Origin of the sequence: Gluconacetobacter tumulicola (assembly GCF_014174215.1) — a bacterium.
GTDB classification, from domain to species: Bacteria; Pseudomonadota; Alphaproteobacteria; order Acetobacterales; family Acetobacteraceae; genus Gluconacetobacter; species Gluconacetobacter tumulicola.
The window spans coordinates 77,714-99,087 of sequence record NZ_JABEQL010000006.1 but is presented as its reverse complement, the minus strand read 5'-3'; the positions used below and the strand labels follow the sequence as shown (position 1 = coordinate 99,087).

General features: G+C 63.6%; 17 protein-coding genes. 13 read left to right on the top strand and 4 right to left on the bottom strand.

All coding sequences use genetic code 11. The features are described 5' to 3' along the window. Positions 1-609: 609 nt before the first annotated feature. Complete coding sequence (locus tag HLH29_RS06435; protein ID WP_182965125.1) at positions 610-2,559, top strand: AfsR/SARP family transcriptional regulator; 1,950 nt, start codon at positions 610-612, stop codon at positions 2,557-2,559. 339 nt (positions 2,560-2,898) lie between these two features. Here the strand turns inward: HLH29_RS06435 and HLH29_RS06430 are convergent, their stop codons facing one another. Together HLH29_RS06430 and HLH29_RS06425 are read right to left on the bottom strand one after the other, a co-directional pair. Beyond that, on the bottom strand, positions 2,899-3,774 hold the full coding sequence (locus HLH29_RS06430; RefSeq protein WP_182965124.1) for a glycosyltransferase family 2 protein: 876 nt from the start codon (positions 3,772-3,774) through the stop codon (positions 2,899-2,901). Between the two features lie 19 nt (positions 3,775-3,793). Beyond that, positions 3,794-4,663, bottom strand: a complete 870-nt coding sequence (locus HLH29_RS06425; RefSeq protein WP_182965123.1) for a glycoside hydrolase family 16 protein — start codon at positions 4,661-4,663, stop codon at positions 3,794-3,796. Between the two features lie 231 nt (positions 4,664-4,894). On the opposite strand from HLH29_RS06425, the gene HLH29_RS06420 reads away from it, so the two are divergent. The 3 genes from HLH29_RS06420 to HLH29_RS06410 are packed head-to-tail and all read left to right on the top strand — an operon-like array spanning position 4,895 to position 8,394. Next, positions 4,895-6,388: an O-antigen ligase family protein gene (locus HLH29_RS06420; RefSeq protein WP_182965122.1), complete on the top strand. Its 1,494-nt coding sequence runs from the start codon at positions 4,895-4,897 to the stop codon at positions 6,386-6,388. Between the two features lie 53 nt (positions 6,389-6,441). Beyond that, positions 6,442-7,758 (top strand): outer membrane beta-barrel protein, encoded by a 1,317-nt coding sequence (locus HLH29_RS06415; RefSeq protein WP_182965121.1) that lies wholly within the window; start codon positions 6,442-6,444, stop codon positions 7,756-7,758. A 45-nt stretch (positions 7,759-7,803) separates the two neighbouring features. Next, positions 7,804-8,394: a polysaccharide biosynthesis/export family protein gene (locus HLH29_RS06410; RefSeq protein ID WP_246373870.1), complete on the top strand. Its 591-nt coding sequence runs from the start codon at positions 7,804-7,806 to the stop codon at positions 8,392-8,394. Positions 8,395-8,539: 145 nt separating this feature from the next. Here the strand turns inward: HLH29_RS06410 and HLH29_RS06405 are convergent, their stop codons facing one another. Then, positions 8,540-9,577 carry an alpha/beta hydrolase gene (locus tag HLH29_RS06405; protein WP_182965120.1) on the bottom strand — a complete coding sequence of 346 codons (1,038 nt, stop codon included), beginning with the start codon at positions 9,575-9,577 and terminating at the stop codon, positions 8,540-8,542. 38 nt (positions 9,578-9,615) lie between these two features. Then, positions 9,616-9,813: a hypothetical protein gene (locus tag HLH29_RS06400; protein ID WP_182965119.1), complete on the bottom strand. Its 198-nt coding sequence runs from the start codon at positions 9,811-9,813 to the stop codon at positions 9,616-9,618. 89 nt (positions 9,814-9,902) lie between these two features. On the opposite strand from HLH29_RS06400, the gene HLH29_RS06395 reads away from it, so the two are divergent. The 9 genes from HLH29_RS06395 (at position 9,903) to nuoF (ending at position 21,368) form a co-directional block, all read left to right on the top strand. After that, positions 9,903-10,433: a hypothetical protein gene (locus tag HLH29_RS06395; protein ID WP_246373886.1), complete on the top strand. Its 531-nt coding sequence runs from the start codon at positions 9,903-9,905 to the stop codon at positions 10,431-10,433. Between the two features lie 475 nt (positions 10,434-10,908). Next, positions 10,909-14,079, top strand: a complete 3,171-nt coding sequence (locus tag HLH29_RS06390) for an efflux RND transporter permease subunit (protein ID WP_182965118.1) — start codon at positions 10,909-10,911, stop codon at positions 14,077-14,079. Further along, complete coding sequence (locus HLH29_RS06385; protein WP_182965117.1) at positions 14,072-15,271, top strand: efflux RND transporter periplasmic adaptor subunit; 1,200 nt, start codon at positions 14,072-14,074, stop codon at positions 15,269-15,271. Before HLH29_RS06390 ends, HLH29_RS06385 begins: the two co-directional genes overlap by 8 nt. Next, on the top strand, positions 15,261-16,673 hold the full coding sequence (locus tag HLH29_RS06380; RefSeq protein WP_182965116.1) for an efflux transporter outer membrane subunit: 1,413 nt from the start codon (positions 15,261-15,263) through the stop codon (positions 16,671-16,673). Before HLH29_RS06385 ends, HLH29_RS06380 begins: the two co-directional genes overlap by 11 nt. Before the next feature lie 67 nt (positions 16,674-16,740). Beyond that, the gene (locus HLH29_RS06375) at positions 16,741-17,157 is read left to right on the top strand and encodes an NADH-quinone oxidoreductase subunit A (RefSeq protein WP_246373868.1); all 417 of its coding nucleotides are present in this window, start codon (positions 16,741-16,743) and stop codon (positions 17,155-17,157) included. A 2-nt stretch (positions 17,158-17,159) separates the two neighbouring features. Further along, positions 17,160-17,801: an NADH-quinone oxidoreductase subunit B gene (locus HLH29_RS06370; RefSeq protein WP_182965115.1), complete on the top strand. Its 642-nt coding sequence runs from the start codon at positions 17,160-17,162 to the stop codon at positions 17,799-17,801. Positions 17,802-17,813: 12 nt separating this feature from the next. Continuing rightward, the gene (gene nuoC, locus HLH29_RS06365) at positions 17,814-19,595 is read left to right on the top strand and encodes an NADH-quinone oxidoreductase subunit C/D (RefSeq protein WP_182965114.1); all 1,782 of its coding nucleotides are present in this window, start codon (positions 17,814-17,816) and stop codon (positions 19,593-19,595) included. Beyond that, on the top strand, positions 19,582-20,076 hold the full coding sequence (gene nuoE, locus HLH29_RS06360; RefSeq protein WP_182965113.1) for an NADH-quinone oxidoreductase subunit NuoE: 495 nt from the start codon (positions 19,582-19,584) through the stop codon (positions 20,074-20,076). Before nuoC ends, nuoE begins: the two co-directional genes overlap by 14 nt. Then, complete coding sequence (gene nuoF, locus HLH29_RS06355) at positions 20,073-21,368, top strand: NADH-quinone oxidoreductase subunit NuoF (protein WP_182965112.1); 1,296 nt, start codon at positions 20,073-20,075, stop codon at positions 21,366-21,368. Before nuoE ends, nuoF begins: the two co-directional genes overlap by 4 nt. Positions 21,369-21,374 lie beyond the last annotated feature (6 nt).

Genomic DNA, 21,374 nt, shown 5'->3' with positions numbered 1-21,374 from the left:
TCTTGCGGTGTCTTCCTCTCCCGTCCGGTGTTGTTCTTCGTGCTGGGCAGCGAACGGATGCGCACAGCAATAAAGCATCGTGATTCTTTTCCTCGGTCAAGGAGTGTGGCCTCACGCAGGACTGATCGTGAAACGATGCACGAAGCAGGAGCAACGCTAAAACAGGGAAGAAAGCGATGCGGGGCGACAAGCTTGAAAAGACCGCGGGAATTCATGCCGGACTGTCAATGTCGGCATCCCCGGGACTGCACCGGGCCGATCCGGCGGATGCCCTTCTAACGCCATTGTTATTTGACGGGGGCAGAACGCGCCGGCGCATATATGACAATCGAACAGTTGGAAGGTCGTTCTCTTCTCCACGATCTCAATACCACTCTCGACCGATCCGGAGCCGCTCCGGGACACGGAACGTATGCGTTTGTCCTGCCTCCGGAGCACAGCCTCATTCTGATCCTCGCGCACAAGAAGGAATCTGGAACGACGACCGTTCGTTTTTCGTATCCGATCGGGATACGAGTTGGCGACACACGCTGCCCATCACGAGCGGGGAGTTAGCGTGACGTGCCGGCGCCGGGGGCAAACATCCTAAATATTCGACTGATCGGGCAGATGGTCGCCACGACCGCGACGGGGAAGAACGTCCTTCCCGCCGGCGCCCGAAGAACACGCGGATTGCTGGCCATTCTCGCCTTGTCCAACCGCAAGCCCGTCATGCGTCAACGCCTGACCGAACTTCTGTGGAGCAAACGTCCGACCGATCTCGCACGTGCCTCCCTGCGGCAGGAGATCCATCGCCTGCTCGACGTGCTTCAGCCTTTCGGCACCGAGATTATCGACATCGGGCGCCATACATTGACGCTCAAACCAGACCTGACATCGGTGGATGTCGAAGAAATCTACGCCGGCTGCCTGGATGCGCTGGACCGCACAGTCGAACCGGAGGAAATTTTGTTTCTGGATCTGAACGGTATCGACCCGGCCTTCGACCTCTGGCTTCAGACCCAGCGCGCACGGTTTTCCCGTCACATCCAGCGCCTCATGAAATCTGAACAGGCGCCTCCGAACGATCCTGGCAGCATCCTCTCCCCTATATCATCATTCAGTTGGAAAGGTCCCCCGCCCATCGAAAGCGCTTCCGGCGCCCCTTCATCGAACGCACAGACGGGCCAGTTCCATCCGCCGCCCAACTCCCCGCTGCCTTCCAGCCATTTCCCCTGGAAGGAGGCGGCTCCGGCACTCGAAACCTTGCGCCGCCTGTCCGATCCGCCCGGGAGCGGCTCACACCCGCAGAACGCGGAAGGCGAACCTGCGCCCCCCGCCCCGTCGCACACAGTACGCTCCCTCAGCCTCGCCCTTATACCGATTGAAACGAAAGAGCCGTCTTTGACGGCACTGGCGGACGAACTCGGGAGCCAGCTCAACGTGCTGTTCGTCGGGTCCGATGCCTTTACGCTTGTCATCCCGCGCCCCTCCCCCGAAGGCACGCATGCCGCAGCTGACTGGATCGAGGACCTTCGAAGCAAGAACATCGATTTTCTCTGCTCGGGCGTCCTGCATTCCGGTGCCGAAGGCCCGCAGGAATATTCCGTTCTGTTGCTGCGACTGATCGACGTGCAGAATGGCGCCGAGATGATCTGGACAGTGCGGGCTGCCTTGCCCCCAGGCGCCAGACAGAAGCCCGGCCTCGCCGTTCCCTTGCTCGCCCGGGCAGTATTGTCGGCGCAGTGGGCTAGCATCCTCCGCCATGCCAGGACCCTCCTCAAGCGCAGCATTCAGACCCTGGCCCCGGATCAACTGGCAGCCCGGGCGCTGGTCACACTGCTGCAAGCCAACCAGCACGCATTACACGAAGCTGAAACCCTTCTCAAATTCGCGGAATGGCTGGGTCCGACCCTGCCGCTCGTCGCCATTGCGCGCGCCGTAATGGAGATGACACGCGCCGGCGCGTTTCTCCAGGGCGACTACCCGGCAGGGGTGGCGCGTGCCCTGGCAGCCGCGCAGCATGCGGCCACTCTTTCGCAGCACAATATCAGCCGCAATTTCCTGCTCGCTTTCGTCTATTGTCATATTCCCGGCTACGCGGATACGGCCGACGCGCTTCTATCCGCATTCAGGATCGCCAACGAAGGCCCCGATCAGGCCTGGTTCGCCCCATACCGGACACTCCAGGCCCTGCTGGCCTTGGTAAACGGCCAGCAGGAAGCGGCCCGCGAGCTTCTGGGCCATTATCGCATTTCAGGAAATGCCCAGCCGCTCAGCGTGGCGATGGACCCTTGCGCGGCGCTCTATCTGTTCCTGGTCGATCTGCCCAAGGAAGCCAGCAAGATCGGACGGATGGTCGCTGCCCTCTATCCACAGCTTCCATCGGCCCTCGTGTATCATCTCGTGGCACTCACCACCGAGGAGAATAGCACCGAACGCGCCGACATCCTGGCCCGGCTTTCCGCACTCGACCCCACCCTCACGATCCGGCGCGTCATGGCGGCCCATCCCTACTTGCCCGCCGGAGCCCGCGCGAAACTCGCAGCCGCGCTGCGCCTGACAGGCCTTCCGGAATGACAAGGGGCCGCTCGCAAGACCGGCCTGCCGGCAAGCGGCTCGCCCAGTTTCATGTCCGGCATGGTACTCCCCTGTCGAGACGTCGAACGACGGGGAGCCCGCCGCCACAAAGCCCAGGACATCCGCGCCCGATCGTCGGCGGCCCAGGCTCCGTCAGCGGCCTGAAAAGAGGTATCTTCGATCCGCTGTCATTTCTTCCGCGAAATCCTGATCCAGCGGCCGATCAGCAGGGCAATCGGGAAACTGAGCGCAATATAGGCGCCAATGGCGGCAAGAATTGTCTGGATCATGCTTGTGCACGGCCATCCCGGAAATAAGCGTGTCAAAGAAAATCGTATATCATAAGGTTGCCGCCCGCTCCGGCGTCATCCGCCCGCGCACGAGATCGAAGAAAGCAAGCATATTTCCCACGAGGCGGCCACGTCTGTCTATATAGGGTTCGGGACGCAGAGCCTTCGCGATGTTGGAGAGCAGATTGCGGATAATATGCTCCCAGGCGCGGGTGCGGGGATACCCCTCCCCCTTTGCCGCGATATAAAGTGGATTGGCAACCTGCGAATATCCCAGCTTGATCCCGGAACTGCGACCCCGCTTTACGCCGAGATGAACGCCTCGCGCGCCTGGCAGAAGCAATATTTCGCCGTAGGCGGCAAGCCTACGCGACAGATCCACATCTTCCTGCCATCCATAGAGCGGCAGACGCTCGTCGAACGAAAGGCCGAAAGCCCGCATGGGCGCAAGACGAAGCGCCATGTTGCAGCCATATCCGGTAAAGACAGACTCGGGCGCCCCCGGGTCGTTCCTTTGCGCGCATGCCGCCAGAATGGCCCGGCCCTCGGCGACAGCCAGGCCCGGTCCCTTGATCCCATCGGCGAGAACGGCCCCGGTTACGACAACCGTACGATCGTTCGCTTCCATATGCGTCTCGACCGCCTCGAGATAATGCGCATCTGCAAGGAAATCGTCATCGAAGAACATCACGATTTCAGCATCGGGAACAGCGGCAATGATTGCATTGCGCTGCCGCGTCAGTCCGCGCGGGCCGGTCATCAGGCGTACCCCGGGAAACGCCTCCGCGGCACCCAGAATATCCTCTTCCGACGGCGCGCAGACCACCACTTCATCGGGCTGGCGGGTCTGGTATTTGAGATCACGAAGGGTTTCGGCAAGGACGGATGCCCGGCCGGCCGTGGCAATACCGATGACAATCTTCATCGCTCCTCCTCCCGCAACGTCATGGTGTCTTCCCGCTCTGATAAACGCGGACGTAATCAACTTCCATTATCGCCGGGCTAGGCGCCTTGTCGATCGGCCAGCCGCCGCCCAACCCCAGATCGACAAGCACATCGAGCCCCCCAAGCGGGCGCGACGGCGCAGGCGTACGCCAGATCTCACGACGGTCGAAATAGAAAATGACCCATTGCGGCGTCACTTCCGCGCCGTAAGTGTGGAATGCCTGCGAAAGGCTCCCACTCGGCACGGGCTGGATATGCATCTGAGAATGGTTTTCATGGCTGTTCTTCGGATTCCATTCCGTGACAGTCGTATTATAGGCTGCGGGAAAACGACCGTAATGCTCGATGATATCCACTTCCAGAGAATGTTTTCCAGACCCCGCCGGCGTCAGCTCATCAAGCCAGAAGGCGGGCCACACCCCATCCCCGGCGGGCAGACGTGCCCGCATCTCGAAATAGCCATAAGGCGCGGTAAAGCCGCGGCCGTAACCAGGCGAGGATGACAGAAGACCCGACTGCCATTTGCCGTCCGCCGTTTTCCGCATCTCGATCCGAAGGATTCCGTCTCGAACGCTGAACGGTAAACCCGGTTCCTTGTCGCGGAAGCCGGCATCACCGAAATCGCCCCCCCATGGCGTATGCGCGCTCCAAACCGTGTCGGGACCGTGCGGCGAGACGCTGAGACGGTCGAATTCCTCGTCAAAGATCACAGTGCGGCCCTTGAGGTCGATCATATCACCTGGAGAAGCCCCGAACGAGGTCCCCCAGAGACCACACCAGCCGATACCCAACATGACAAAACTGCCTCTCATGGCAGGGATGATACGCTGCCCCAGTCTTTCGATGATCGCTGAAATGGACCTGGTCATGGTGCCTCCTTGGACAAAGCCGGTTCCTTGCGAGGCAACGTCGCCGCCGACCAGAGGTTGTCCCCCGTCCCGCTTCCAGCAAGCAGATACATGCCTAAAAAAGAAACTTGATCTGCATTCGGACGTAGTTGATGATTAATACATCCAACGCATTCCGTCCATCTTTTCGATCCCGGTACGCTCGGGCGTCCAACACATAACGCCGCATAAAAGCGGCGGGAGGGGAGTCTCGTGGGCATCACGTTTTTCTTCCTGGTCCTGGCTCCTCTATGCCTTATATGGGCCACCCGTCCGGACCGGCTTATCCAGCTCATGGTCATCATGGGGATCTTCGAGGCCAGCGCCGCGATCACGATCGGCGGCTTCGGCATCGCCCCGAGCATATTGCCGGCCATGACAATGGTTGCCTATATAGGAACGCAGTTCCTGCTCGGTGCCCGCTATCCCGGCCGCGCGCGGGTCTGGCCGCTCGCCGCTCCCCTTATCGGCCTCGCGGGGTGGGCACTCCTGACATCCTGGCTAAGCCCCCGGCTCTTTGAGGGGCGCGCCTATGTCTGGCCGCAAAAATCCACGCCTCCTTTCGTCATCACTCCCCTCGCTCCGACTTCATCCAACCTCAATCAGGATCTTTACCTTCTTCTGAACATCATTCTGTTCGTAATGGTCGCGCTATATGCAACGCGGCAAGGGCCGGCGGGGCATCCCTTTCACCCTGTCCGCATCCTCCGCGCCTATTTTGCGAGCGTCCTGCTCGCCTTCGGCTTCGGCATCTGGCAGTTCGCCAGTCATGTCGCGCATGTTCCTTTCCCCTCCGACATACTCTATTCGAACCCCGGATGGTCTATCCTTACAGAACAAACCATCGGTTCTCTTCCACGGATCAATGCAACTTTCTCCGAGCCATCCGCGTTTGGCAGCTACATGGCGGCTGGCGCCTTCTGTTCAGGATGGCTGATCCTCAATGATTTTCCGGGCACACTGGTCAGAATTACTTTGGCCGTCGCCATTGCCGGCGTTCTGCTTTCCACATCAGCCACCGGGATTGTCTCCCTGGGAATCGGGGCTCTGATCGTGGTCTTCATGGGTCTCACAATCCATGCGAAACGATTCCTGCCCATCATCCGGCGGCGGGCCATCCAATTCCTGCTCTTCAGTGTCCTGCTGGCAGTCCTCGTGACCGTCATGGTCCCCGACCTCCTGACCAGTCTCAGCACGATCTTCGACAGCGTGACGAACAAGCAGGGCAGTGAATCCTATAACGAGCGCAGCTCTACCGATCTCGACAGCCTGCAGGCGGCAATTGATACATTTGGCTTCGGCGTCGGCTGGGGCAGCAACCGTTCGTCAAGCCTCATTCCCGGCCTGCTGGCGGCAATCGGCATCCCAGGCATGCTTGGCCTCCTATGGTTTGGATGGCGCCTCGTGTCGCGTGTCAGGTCGTTGGGAAAGATGGATCGCAAACTGCCCGACATCCAGCTTGTGAACGGGGCCAGCGCGATCGTCGTGAGCTACCTGGTCTCCGCATGCCTCTCCGGCCCGACGATTACCTCCGCCACTTTCTACGTCTTTCTTGCCCTGCTGATCTCCGGCATCGTCCGGGCGGAGAGCACGCAGGCAGGCAAGGCTTCCGCCCGCCTTTTTCCTCCGGCCGCACGACGTCAGCCCGAAAGCGGGACAGACATGCGGGACCGCCCCCTCCAGCACTCGTGGGTGATCACACCGTGACAATACGATTTCCCGTCACGCACGGGCCAGACCGATCATCGCGCAGAACGGGCATGTACCGTCTCGTGGGCGCCTTCGCCTGCGCCGCGCCGTTCTTTCCTGCTCATGCGTCCGCACAGGTGCTGAGCCAGTATTTTCCCGAGATCGGGCGCGGTGTCGGCGAAATCTGGGTCGATGAGGAACAGCTCCGGCTCAGCAAGGAATTCCAGCCGCAGGGGCTGCATCTCGGCGGGTTCAAGCTGAATGGAGACCTGAACGAGGGCGTCGGCTATATCGACAATGCCAATCGTCTGCCGGGCGGCGTGCAGAGCGCGATCATATCGACCATGGCGCAGATCGGCCTGACATCGGACTGGTCGGCGGACCGTCTCTATACCAACGCCTCGGTCTCCGACCTCCGTTATCCCAGCCAGGGGTCCCAGAACCAGACAACCTGGACGGCAGCGATCGGCGGATACCACGATATCGCCAATGACAGGCTGGGCTTCGACTATTCCCATCTCAGCCTGGTCCAGGTGCCCAACACGATCGGCAGCTTCGCGACGATCCAACCCGTCAAATACCGGGTCGACCGAGCAGCGCTGAGCTATACGATGGCGCGCGATGGACGCTTTTCCCTGATTCCGGAAGCGAACATTACGAATTTCGCGTTCGATCAAAGCGCCCGCCTCCCCTCGGCAATCGGCATTGCCGTTCCCCAGACCTATCGGAATCGGGCAGTGATCGTCGAAAGCCTCACGGGCCGTTACCGCTGGACCGAAGCAGCCAGCGCGCTGGTCATGCTGCGCGGAACCGAAATCCGCTATACGCATGGGCTTGTCGGCTATCCGGGCCGCGATTCCAACGGGTTGGCGCTTCTGGCGGGAATCGATTACAACGCCGTCCACCTGGTCGACCTGCGCGTCATGGCCGGATATCAGCACCGCTTCTACCGCAATGCCGCCTATCCCGATTATGCCACGCCGATCGTGGAAGCCCAGGCAAGGTGGGCCCCCACCCGCCTGACACGCCTCCAGTTGGACGTCCAGCACGGGATCGAAGACAGCGCCTTCGAAAACGTGGCCGGCTTTACCTACACAAACGTGCAGCTCGGCCTTACCCACCAATACCGGCGCGACGTCCTCCTGTCCGGGTATTTCACTTTTCAGAAAGGAGAATACCAAAACACGCCGACACACCTTGTCGGCAGCATCCTGACCCAGTCCGGCGGTAGCCAGACCATCTTCGGTGGGGGGCTTTCGGCTCAATGGCTCATTAGCCGACACCTCAGCCTGAACCTCGACTACACAATCTCCAATCAGAATGTCCTGGGTACGACAGGAAAATTTACCGTCAACACCGTCATGATACGGGTGGATCTGAATCTGTGACCTGACACGATCATTACCAACCAACCTCAGCAGGGAAGTTCCGACATGTCGCCGCTCCGTCATACTTTTGGTGTTCGTACCGCAAGACTCGGCTTCCCGCTCATGCTCACGGGGGCATGGCTCGCCGGGTGCGCGCCTGGAAGTGATCTGACACCAATCCCCCGGTATGATCCGGCGAGCTACACGATCGGCGTCGGCGACCGGATCAATATCTCGACGTTCGGTGAAAATCAGTTCCAGACCGACGCACGCGTGCCCGTCGACGGAAGCATCGCCTTTCCGCTGATCGGCATGGTCAAGGCCGAGGGGCTGACAGCCGGGGAGCTTGGCCAGAGTGTCGCCACCACACTCAAGGACCAGCATATTCTCAGCAACGCGAAGGTGACCGTGCAGGTCGTGGAATACCGGCCGGTTTCAGTCATCGGCGAGGTCGAACATGGCGGACAGTTCGCCTATCAGCCCGGCATGACCATGTTGAAGGCCGTAGCGGCCGCCGGAGGGTTCTCCTACCGCGCATTCCAGGACTACGCCTATGTCGTCCGTCAGGAGCCAGGCGGCGCGGTGGTCGGCCGCATCGAACCGCAGGATTACGTAAAGCCTGATGATGTCATCAAGGTTTACGAACGACACTTCTAATGCACCGTCGGTGACAACAGGCCCTGGAACGCCAGAATCTTTCCTCTCGCATGGCGGAAGATTCCGGGCTCCAGGCTCTGGCCGTACCCTGGCCTCGGAGACCATGCCTGTCGGCGCGTGATCCTTTCGAATGTCGTGCGCATTGTCATGATGCAACCGCACGAATGGCATCCGCGAAGGAAGCTGGCACCTCCTGCGGCAGATTATGGCCGACCCCACCCGAAATCAGGCGGTGTGCGTAGCGCCCGGCGAAGCGCGCCCGATAGGTCTCGGGCGCCGGGTGCGGCGCGCCGTTGGCATCCCCTTCCATCGTGATGGCAGGCACGGTAATAGGCGGAAAGGCCGCAAGCCGGGTCTCGATCGCATCATAGCGCGCCTCCCCTTCCGCAAGGCCGAGACGCCAGCGATAATTATGAATCACGACGGCAACATGGTCTGGATTCTCGAAGGCACGGGCCGAACGATCGTAGGTCGCGTCGTCGAAATTCCATTTCGGGGAAGCAAGCTGCCAGATCAGCCGGTTGAAGTCCTTCGTGTTGCGGGCATAGCCCAGCCGCCCGCGCTCGGTCGCGAAATAGAATTGATACCACCAGGACAGTTCGGCCTTCGGCGCCAACGGTACTGCGTTGGCCCTCTGGCTGCCGATCAGATAGCCGCTGACCGAGACAAGTCCGATGCACCGCTCCGGCCACAGGGCGGCAACACAGTCCGCTGTCCTGGCCCCCCAGTCGAACCCGGCGAAGATCGCCCTGCGAATAGCCAGGGCATCCATCAGCGCAATGGCATCGGTCGCAAGGGCTGCCTGCTGCGCGTTCCGAGGCGTGGCCGCCGAACGGAATATAGTCGTACCATATCCGCGCAAATACGGGACGACCACGCGATAACCATCTGCGGCGAGCATGGGCGCGACTTCCGCAAAACTGTGGATGTCATAGGGCCAGCCGTGCAGCAGCATGACAACGGGGCCGTCCGCCGGTCCCATTTCGACATAGCCGACGGACAGGGGGCCGGCATCGATCTGCCGAGGCGCCGGCAGAAGAGACATAGCCGCCGGCCGACTGGCCGATCGCGTCGCCGCACGCGCAGGGCGACCGAACATACCCAGATCGAACGCGGCGGTGGAAAGGGCCGCAAAGCCGAGAAAGCGGCGTCGCCCCCGATTGCACAAAGGCGTGCAGGACATGATAGGAACTCCCCGATATCAAGGGCCGGAAGACATGTTCACGGCGCCCGCCAGAACAACGATATGACGCTCTTGCGATCCAGCGGATGATCGTTCGCATCGCCAGCGTCATAAGAGGCTGGCGTGGCCAGACGGCCATACCGACCGCCACGCGCGTCCGCCCAGCGGGCGCTCAACGCCCCCGATGCATGCAAGGTCGAACTGTCGACCATATGCGGCGTTGAAGTCTGGCGCATGCCAGGGGGCGCTTCCCACATGTGAAGGCCAGCGGAAACGACCAGGAAGAGGCGGTTAACATCCAGCCGTCGATTCATCATTGAGCATGATGATGCAGATCATCCCAACAAGGTCGGGTCAGGAAATGTCGATCACCTACGAAGGCACATTAAAGAAAGTCTCCCGCGCCGCCTTCGGTACCGCAAGTGTCATGCTGATGATCCTGTCCCTGGGACTCATCTTCTACGGTGTATTCAATCTGCTGTTTACACTGCTGACCTCCTGGCACGAAGGACGCGATGCCCTTCTTCTTGCCATCAGCTATGTCGTTATCGCCATTGCCGTATTCGACGTGGCAAAATATTTCATGGAAGAGGAAGTCATTCAGAGCCGCGTCAAGGTCTCGCCTCTCGAAGCGCGCCTGAGCCTCACAAAATTCATCACAACGATCATCATCGCCGTTTTCATCGAGGGTCTGGTGGCAGTCTTCGAGGTAAGCAGGGAACATATCCAGCAGATTTTCTATCCCATTGGGCTTCTTGTGACAGCAACGATCGTCGTCCTGTCTCTGGCGGTTTACCAACGTATCAGCGTAGATACCGAAAATCAGGAATCACGAGCCGTCATCCGCTCAAAATAAAAATAAAGGCTCCTCGCCCCTCACCCCACATCGTCATTCTCATCATGCATGGACGGGGTCGACGACGGCCAGCCTCTGTGATCGTGTCGAATCCCATATTTCTTCCTTATCTGTGCTTTTTCGCCAAAAAAAAACGAGATCATGACGGCGGTGCCGGAGCACCGGCGATGCGGATCAGACGGCAGCGCGCTCCATTCCTCATTCCGCCGCAGACGACTCTTCAAACGGCCTGTAAAATTCATCGTGATCGCTCGTAATTGACGAACTTTCGTCCGCCGCCGGCAGCTATATCAACTGTTGGCGGCCAACCATGCCCGCATGCCAAGGCTTCCTTACGCCGGATCATGGAAAGATGCCGTTTGATGCAGGACCGGAGGACTAGCGGGCGGCACGATGCCGGGAAAGGGCACGCGCCGGAGAGGACACCCTGCGAGGCACTTCCGCCGGATCGGCCGCACGCCCGCACCGCGCGGTCATGAACGCGATCGTCCGGCTGGCGCTCGCCCGGCCCTACACATTCGTGGTCATGGCGATCCTGATCGTGATCGCCGGCGTGCTGTCGGCCATTCGCACGCCCAAGGACATCTTCCCCGATATCAGCGTCCCCGTCGTCGCGGTCGCCTGGACTTATACCAACCTTTCGCCGCAGGACATGTCGGGCCGCATCCAGCTCCCGTTCCAGCGTGCGCTGACGACGACGGTGAACGATATCGAGCATATCGAAGGCCAGGCCCTGACCGGGATCGGGGTCACCAAGATCTTCTTCCAGCCCGGTGCCGATGTGCGCCTCGCCAACGCCCAGGTCACGGCGATCGCCCAGACGCTGCTGCGCCAGCTTCCGGTCGGGACAACGCCGCCGCTCATCCTGAACTACAACGCCTCCACCGTGCCGATCCTCCAGCTCGGCTTGTCGGGAACGGGGCTGACCGAACAGCAGCTCTATGATTTCGGCTTCAACTTCATCCGCACCCGGCTCGTGATGGTGCCCGGTGCCGCCATTCCCTTCCCCACTGGCGGCCGGGTGCGGCAGATCCAGATCGACCTCGACCCCAGCCAGTTGCAGGCGCGCGGCGTCTCGGGCCTGGACGTGGCCAACGCCCTGTCCATCCAGACCCAGATCACCCCCGCCGGTTTCGTGAAAATCGGCGAATACCAGTATAATCTCCGGTTGAACAACGCGCCGCCGTCGGTCGAGCAGCTCAACATGCTGCCGGTCAGGACGGTGAACGGCGCCGTGGTCCGTGTCCGCGACGTGGCCCATGTGCGCGACGGCTCGCTGCCGCAGCAGAACATCGTCCATGTCGACGGCCAGCGTTCGGCCCTGCTGACGGTGCTGAAATCGGGGGCGACCTCCACCATCGCCATCGTCCAGGGCATCCGCGACACGATCCCCGACGCCAGGCGCGGCCTGCCGAAACAGCTTCAGATCACGCCCGTCAACGACCAGTCGCTGTTCGTCCGGGCCGCCGTCGGCGGCGTGCTGCGCGAAGGCGCGATCGCAGCCGGGCTGACCAGCCTGATGATCCTGCTCTTTCTCGGCTCGTGGCGCTCCACCCTGATCGTGGCCACCTCGATCCCGCTTTCGATCCTGGGCGCCGTCGCCATCCTGTCGGCCTTCGGCCAGACATTGAACGTCATGACGCTGGGCGGGCTGGCACTGGCCGTCGGCATCCTGGTGGACGAGGCGACGGTAACGATCGAAAATATCGAGCGCCATCTGGAGATGGGCAAGGACGTTCACCCCGCCATCATCGACGGCTCGGGCGAGATCATCGTGCCCGCCTTCCTGTCGCTGCTGTGCATCTGCATCGTCTTCGTGCCGATGTTCTACCTGCCGGGCGTGTCGGGCTTTCTCTTCGTGCCGATGGCACTGTCGGTGATGTTCGCGATGATGATGTCCTTCCTCCTCTCGCGCACATTGGTGCCCACCATGGCCATGTTCCTGCTCCGCCCCCACAACCATGGGGACGGCACGGAGGGCGGCATGTTCACCCGCTTCCAGCAAGGATTCGAACGGCGCTTCACGTCATTCCGGGAGCAGTACGGCAGGGTGCTGGAGGCCGTGCTGGCCCATCGCGGCCGCTTCATCTGCCTCTTTCTTGGCTTCGCCGTCCTCAGCCTGGCCTTCCTGCCCTTTCTCGGTCGCAATTTCTTTCCCCAGGTGGATGCAGGGGCGATAACCCTGCATGTGCGCGGACCGGTCGGCATGCGGATCGAGGAAACCGCCTCACTTTTCCTGGATGTCGAGAAGCAGATACGCGCGCGCATCCCGGCCGGCGAAGTACTGTCCATCGCCGACATGATCGGCCTGCCGAACAGCGCCATCAACGTGTCCTACAGCGCCTCCGGCACGATCGGGCCCGAGGACGGGGACATCCTGATCGCACTGAAGGAGGACCATCATCCCACCGCGCGCTATATCCGCCGCCTGCGCGCCGACCTCCCCCGGCTGTTCCCGCAGGCCACCTTCGCCTTCCTGCCATCGGACATCACCAGCCAGATCCTCAATTTCGGTGCCCCGGCCCCGATCGACATCCAGATCAGCGGGCCTCAGCCCGACGAGACACGGCAATTCGCCGAACGGGTGCTGCGCGACATCCGCCGCATCGACGGGCTGGTCGACGCCCGGATCCAGCAGCCCGCCAGCTATCCCGAACTGCGTTTCGAGGTCGACCGCACCCGCATCAACCAACTGGGCCTGACGGAAGGCGACGTCACCAGCAGCATCGCAACCTCGATTGCCGGCACATCGCAGACCGCCCCGCTCTACTGGCTGAACCCGCAGAACAACGTGACCTACCCGATCTCGGTCCAGATGCCGGAGTACCGGATCGGCGCGCTGTCGGACGTGATCGGCCTGCCGGTGACAGGCATGGGAGTCCTGGCAACACGGCCCCAGGTGCTGGGCGCACTGGGCACGATCACGCGCGGCACCACGTCCCCCGTGGAAGGGCAATACAATATCCGCCCGCTGATCGACATCTTCGCCGGCAGCGACGGGCGCGACCTGGGTGCCGTCGCCTCCGACGTGCAACGGGTGCTGGACCGGCTGGAGCCCCAGCGCCCGGCAACGGTCACGGTGACGCTGCGCGGGCAGTACGAGTCCATGACCACTGCCTTCTTCGGCCTCGGCGCGGGGCTGCTGGGGGCCATCGTGCTGATCTATCTGCTGATCGTGATCAATTTCCAAAGCTGGACCGATCCCTGCATCATCATCCTGGCCCTGCCGGCGGCGCTGGCCGGGATCTGCTGGATGCTGTTCGCGACAGGCACGCCGCTGTCGGTCCCGGCCCTGACCGGCGCGATCATGTGCATGGGGGTCGCCACCGCCAATTCCATCCTGGTCATCGCCTTCTGCCGCGAGCAGCTCGCCGAACATGGCGACGCGCTGCAAGCGGCGCTGGCGGCCGGCAAGACCCGCCTGCGACCGGTGCTGATGACCGCGCTGGCCATGGTCATCGGCATGCTGCCCATGGCGATGGGCTTCGGCGAGGGCGGCGAGCAGAACGCCCCGCTCGGCCGCGCCGTCGTCGGCGGACTGATCTTCGCCACCTGCGCCTCGCTGTTCTTCGTGCCGACCCTGTTCGCCATCATCTATCAACGCCGCGCACGGGCTGCCGCGCATGAAGCATCCGCCCATGCCTGACCCCGCCCCGACACAGACGGAGACACAGACACAAGGCGACAGGCCACCGCCCCGGCTCGGCCGGTTCGTCCTGATCGCCGCGTCGCTATTCGCGCTGGTCCTGGTGGCGGGCACGCTGTTGCGCCTGCATGCCCGCCACCAGCTTCATGCCGAAACACTGGCCGCCACAATCCCGACGGTGACCATCGTCCATCCGGGCGGCATGGTACCCGACAGGCTGGTCCTGCCCGGCCGGCTGCAAGCCTGGTACAGCGCGCCCGTCTATGCCCGGACCAACGGCTATCTGCGCCGCTGGTATGTCGATATCGGGCAAAAGGTGCAGCAGGGCCAGTTGCTGGCGGACATCGACACGCCCGATGTGGACCAGCAACTCGCCGCCGCCCGCGCCGCACTGGCAACCCGCACCGCCCAACGCGACCTCGCCCGCATCACCACCCGCCGCTGGGACCGCCTCAATGCGCAGAACGCGGTGTCCCAGCAGGAAACCGACGAACGAAGGGGCAATTTCGCCGCCAGCGAGGCCACGCGCCACGAAGCAGCGGCCGAGGTGGAGCGGCTGGAAACCCTTTCTGACTTCAAACACATCACGGCGCCATTCACCGGCATCGTGACCAGCCGCGCCACCGATATCGGCGCCTTGATCGTCGCCGGCACCGCGGCGGCCCAGCCGCTCTTCACCGTTTCCGATGTCGCCAGGCTGCGCCTCTATGTCAGCGTGCCCCAAGCCTATGCCGCCCGGATACAGGACGACATGGTGGTCGCTTTCACGGTACCCGATTACCCCGGCCGCACCTTTCAGGCCCACCTCATCCGCTCATCGAACGCCGTCGATCCCCAGTCCGGCGCCATGCTGGTGCAGCTTGTCTACGACAATGGCGAAAACCTGCTGAAACCGGGCGCCTATGCCCAGATCGCCTTCACCTTCCCCGGCACCGATGCCACTGCCGGCACCGCATCCTCCCCCGTCCGCGTGCCCGCCAGCAGCCTGTTGTTCCGGCGCGACGGCACCACTGTCGCGACGATGGATTCCAGCCACCATGTAAAGATCCAGCCCATCACCATCGTGACCGATTTCGGCACCGAGCTGGAGGTCACGGGTCTGCCACCGCAAAGCGCCGTCATCGACAATCCCAGGGACGATCTGCGCGACGGCGACGAAGTCCGGCCGCAGGACACCACGCATGGCACCTGATTCCCGTGGCAGAGCCTTGCTTCTCACCGTGACGCTGCTTTCTGCCTGCAACCTGGCGCCCGACTACCACAAACCCGCTCTCCCTACCGTGCCCGCCTTCAAGGAAAGCGGCCCCTGGACCCCGGCACAACCGGCAGACACGGCCGGCCGCCCGGACTGGTGGACAATCATGGCGGACGACAGGCTGAACGCGCTGGAAGCCCGGATCGCGCATAACAGTCCACAACTGGCGGCGGCGGTGGCGCGATACGATCAGGCCCGCGCTCTGGTGCGGCGCGCACGGGCCGAATTCTTCCCCCAGATCGACGCCTCCTCCAGCGCCGAGCGCGAACGCGCCGTGTTCGCCCAGACCGGCAACCGTTTCGATTATCGCACCTACGCAGCCGGCGGCACCATTTCATGGGAGCCCGATCTCTGGGGCCGCATCCGCAACCTCGTCGCCGCCGCACGCTCCGACGCCCAGGCCAGCGCCGCCGATCTCGCCGCCATGCGTCTCAGCCTGGAGGCCGAACTGGGCGAGGATTATTTCCAGCTTCGCGGGCTGGATGCGCGGATCGACGTCCTGCGCCGCACGATCGCCGCCTATCAGGCAGCGCTGGACCTGACGACGACCCGCTTTACCGGCGGCGCGGCAAGCGAACTCGATGTCGGCCGCGCCCGCACCCAACTGGCCTCGGTCCAATCCCAACTGGACCAGCAGGTGGCCGATCGCGCCCTGACCGAACACGCCATCGCCGTGCTGATCGGCGAGGAACCGTCCCTGTTCTCCCTCCCGCCGGCCAGCGCCATGGACCCGGTGCCGGTCATTCCCGTCACAGCCCCATCCGCGCTGCTGCAACGCCGCCCGGATATCGCCGCCGCCGAGCGGCGCATGGCCGCGGCGAACGCGCGGATCGGCATCGCACGCGCGGCCTTTTTTCCTACCATTACCCTCGGCGCATCGGGCGGATCGGCTACCACCACAGGCATGCTGCTATCGGCGGGGACGGGCGTGTGGGCCCTCGGCCCGGCACTGGCCACGCTGGCCGTTTTCGACGGCGGCCGCCGCTTCGCCGATCTGGCCGCCATGCACGCCGCCTATGCCGAAGCCGCGGCGAATGACCGCCAGACCACACTCAACGCCTTCCGCGAGGTCGAAGACCAGCTCGCCTTGCTCAACCACCTGGCCGACGCCTCCGCACGACAGGCCGAGGCCGTCTCCGCCGCCGCCCGCACCAACCAGTTGGCAACCATCCAGTATCGCGAAGGCGCGGTGGATTATCTCCAGGTCGTCATCGCCCAGACCGCAGAGCTACAGGCACGCCAGGACATGATCACCATCGCCACCCGCCGCCTGGTGGCGGGGATCGACCTCGTACGCGCCATGGGCGGCGGATGGGAACGACCCCCACAGAACCGTTAAATATTCGGCAAAGATTTCCCGTCCTGCAACCTGGCATCCGCGGCACACGTTCAGCGGCGACAACCCGATGGTGTTGTCCATGTGGAGCTTCTGTGCGCTGCATCCCCTGATGCTCTATGCCATCGCCATCGCAGCCCTGCTGTCGGTGATGCTGGCCCTGGCTTCCGTCACCGGCAACCGGCGTGTCGGCCCCGCCCGTGGCGCATCGATGAACCTGCCGTTCGAATCCGGCATCCTGCCCGTAGGCTCGGCCCATCTGCGCCTGCCCGTGCAATATTATCTGATCGCCGTGTTCTTCGTGATCTTCGATGCCGAGGCGGTCTTCCTGTTCTCGTGGGCCCCGATCGTGCGGCAGGCCGGGTGGCAGGGCTACGCCGCGGTGCTCCTGTTCACGGTCTACCTGGGGATCGCACTGGCCTATCTGTGGCGCAGCGGGGGCCTGGAATGGGGCCCCACGCAGCGGCTGGCCCGAAAGGTATCATAGGCATGCGCTGGTCCCTGACCTCGGCCTCGGCCACCCCAGCCTCCGCGCGACCGGAGAACCCGACCGTGACCGAGGCGGTCCGGCGCAACCTGGTCATGGGCCGCCTGCAGGATTTCGTGTCCTGGGGCCAGAAGAATTCGATCTGGCCGTTCAATTTCGGCCTCTCCTGCTGCTATGTCGAAATGGCGACGGCCTTCACCAGCAAATACGACATCGCCCGTTTCGGGTCCGAAGTGCTGCGCGCCACCCCGCGCGAGGCCGACCTGATCGTCATCTCCGGCACCGTATTCGTGAAGATGGCCCCGATCATCAAGTATCTCTACGATCAGATGCTGGAGCCGCGCTGGGTCATCTCGATGGGATCATGTGCCAATTCAGGCGGCATGTACGACATCTACAGCGTGGTGCAGGGCGTGGATTCCTTCCTGCCGGTCGATGTCTACGTGCCCGGCTGCCCGCCGCGCCCCGACGCGCTGCTGGAAGGGCTGATGCTGTTGCAGAACGCCATCGGCACCCAACGGCGTCCGCTGAGCTGGATGGTCGGCCCGCAAGGCATCGAATGCATGACACCACCCAGCATGCGCGACGCCAGGCGCGACATACGCCGCGCGGCGCGCGACCTCCGCTCTCCCGACGCGCTCTGAACGGGGGCGACGATGATCGTGGCCACCCCACCCCGGCCGGCCGATCTTCGCGCGCCCGACACCATGTTCGCGCAGGTGACGCACGCCTCCACGCCCGCGATCCTGGCCATCGAGCCAACACGCGACGCCGTGCCGACGGTCTGGATCGCGCGGCAGGCTGTGCATGATGCCCTCGCCCGCCTGAAACAGCCGGACACAGCACTGCGCATGCTCTTCGACCTGACGGTGATCGACGAGCGCGAACGCACGCATCGCCGCAACCAGCCCGCATCCGCCTTCACCCTGGTCTATCACCTGCTCTCCTTCGCCGACGCCGGCGACGAACTGCGCGTGAAGGTCCCCCTGCCGGAAGACCGCCCGCACGCCCCCACCATCACCGACCTGTGGCCGAACGCGAACTGGTACGAATGCGAGGCCTGGGACCTGTTCGGCATCGTCTTCGACGGGCACCCGTTCCAGCGCCGCATCCTGACGCCGCCAACATGGGTCGGCCACCCGCTGCGCAAGGACCATTACGCCCGCGCCACCGAAATGCCGCCCTATAGCCTGACCGAGGATCAGGAGAAACGCGAGCAGGAAGCCCTGCGCTTCGATCCCGGCCAGTGGGGCATGCGGCGCCATTCGGCGAACACCGATTTCATGTTCCTCAATCTCGGCCCCAACCATCCCAGCGTGCACGGCGTGTTCCGCATCGTGCTGCAACTGGAGGGCGAACGCATCGTCGATGCCGTGCCCGATATCGGCTTTCACCATCGCGGCGCCGAGAAAATGGGCGAGCGCCAATCCTGGCACAGCTACATCCCCTACACCGATCGCGTCGATTATCTGGGCGGCGTGATGAACAATTTCCCCTACGTCATGGCGGTGGAAACGCTGGCGGGCATTCAGGTGCCCCCCCGCGCGCAGATGATCCGCGTGATGCTGGCGGAACTGTTCCGCATCGCCAGCCACCTGGTGTTCTACGGCACCATGAGCCAGGATGTCGGCCAGCTTTCGCCCGTATTCTACATGTTCACCGACCGCGAGCGGGTATTCGAGATCATCGAAGCCATCTGCGGCTTTCGCATGCATCCGGCCTTCTTCCGTATCGGCGGCGTCGCGATGGATCTGCCGACCGGCTGGGACGGGCTGATCCGCACCTTTCTCGACTATCTGCCGAAACGCCTCGACGAATACGAGAAAATGGTGATGCGCAACGGCATTTTCCGCGCGCGCACCAAGGGCGTCGGCGCCTACTCGCTGCGCGAGGCCATCGAATGGGGCGTCACCGGCCCCGGCCTGCGCGCCTGCGGGCTAGAATGGGATTACCGCCGCCGCGCGCCCTATGCCTGCTACGACCAGCTCGAATTCGATATCCCGACAGCCACGAACGGCGATTGCTACGACCGCGTGGTGGTACACATCGCCGAAATCCGCCAGAGCCTGCGCATCGTCCGCCAGTGCGTCGACAACATGCCCGCCGGCCCGATCAAGGCGGACCATCCGCTTACCACCCCGCCGCCCAGGGCGCGGACGATGCACGACATCGAAACCCTGATCCATCATTTCCTGAATGTGAGCTGGGGCCCGGTCATTCCGCCCGGCGAGGCACGCGGCTGCGTCGAGGCCACCAAGGGGCTCAACCAGTATCACCTGATCAGCGACGGCGGCACGATGTCCTACCGCACACGCATCCGTACCCCCTCTTTCCCCCATCTGCAGATGATCCCGCTGATCAGCCGCGGCGCCATGATCGCCGACCTGATCGCCATCATCGGCAGCATCGATTTCGTGATGGCCGATGTCGACCGCTGACGCCCCGCTCCCCCCCGAATTGCGGACACGGATCACCGATCTCGCCCAGGCCGAGCACCGGCCCCGCGCAGCCTCGGTCTCCGCGCTGACGATGGTGCAGGACCATTTCGGCTGGGTCAGCGACGCACATCTGGCCGAAACTGCATCCCTGCTCGGCATGTCGCCAGCCGATCTCGACGGTATCGCCACCTATTTCAACCTGATCTTCCGCCGCCCGGTCGGGCGACACGTCATCCTGCTGTGCGACAGCGTCTCCTGCTGGATCATGGGCCGCGACGCCGTCTGCGCCCGCCTGCAAGCCCGGCTGGGCATCCGCCCGGGCGAAACCACGGCGGACGGTGCCGTCACGCTGCTGCCGATCGTCTGCCTCGGCCATTGCGACCACGCGCCTGCCATGCTGGTGGACCGGACCCTCCACGGCGACCTGACCGCCGAGACGGCGGAGCAACTGGCCGACACCCTGCGGGCCCCCACGCCATGACCATAACCGACCGCCCCCTCACCTCCATGATCGGCCTCCCCGACGGCCCGCCCGATTGCGCCGCCTATGGCCGCGCCGGCGGCTGGCAGGCGGTCCGCCGCGCCCTGCGCGACATGACGCCGGACGCGGTGATCGACATGGTCACCGCATCGAAACTGCGCGGCCGCGGCGGGGCGGGCTTCGGCACCGGCCAGAAATGGAGCTTCGTCCCCAAGGACCCCGCCGCCACCCGCCGCAAATACCTGATCGCCAACGCCGACGAGATGGAGCCCGGCACCTTCAAGGACCGAATGCTGCTGGAAGGGAATCCCTTACAGTTGATCGAAGGCATGATCATCGCCGGCTACGCGATCCAGGCCGGCCATGGCGTGATCTTCCTGCGCGGCGAATATCATCTGGCGCTGAACCGGCTAAACCGCGCGATCGCGGAAGCCCGGCAGGTCGGATGGCTGGGCGAGAACATCCTGGGCTCCGGCTTCGGGTTCGAGATCCACGTCCATGCCAGCGGCGGCCGCTATATCTGCGGCGAGGAAACCGCGCTGCTGACCGCGCTGGAAGGCCGCCGGGCGCAGCCGCGCAGCAAACCGCCCTTCCCGCAGGTTGGCGGGCTATGGGGCGCCCCCAGCGTCGTCAACAATGTCGAGACCCTGTGCAACCTGCCGCACATCGTCACCAACGGCGCAGAATGGTTCGTCTCACTCGGCCTAGGCCCGGACAGCGGCACCAAGCTCTACGGTGTCAGCGGCCGCGTGCGCCGGCCGGGCGCGTGGGAACTGCCGATGGGCACCCCCCTGCGCGCGATCATCGAGGACCATGCCGGCGGCATGCGCGACGGCTACCGGCTGCGCGCCCTGCTGCCCGGGGGCGCCTCCACGGCGTTCCTCGATGCCGGGCAGATCGACATACCGATGGACTATGGCGCGGTGGAAAAGGCCGGCAGCCGGCTAGGCACCGGCCTGGCCATCCTGCTTGACGACCGGACCTGCCCCATCGGCATGCTGCATAATCTGGAACATTTCTTCGCGCAGGAATCCTGCGGCTGGTGCACGCCCTGCCGCGACGGCCTGCCCTGGGTCGAGCGCCTGCTGAACGCCATCGAGAACGGCACCGGCGAGCCCGAGGATCTGGACCGGCTGCACGACCATGCCCGCATGATCGGCCCTATGGGCCGCACCTTCTGCGCGCACGCACCGGGCGCCATGGCCCCGCTGGCCAGCGGCCTGAAGCTGTTCCGCGAGGAATTCGACGCCCACATCCGCCAGCGGGCCTGCCCGCTGCGTCACGCCGCATAGAAGGAA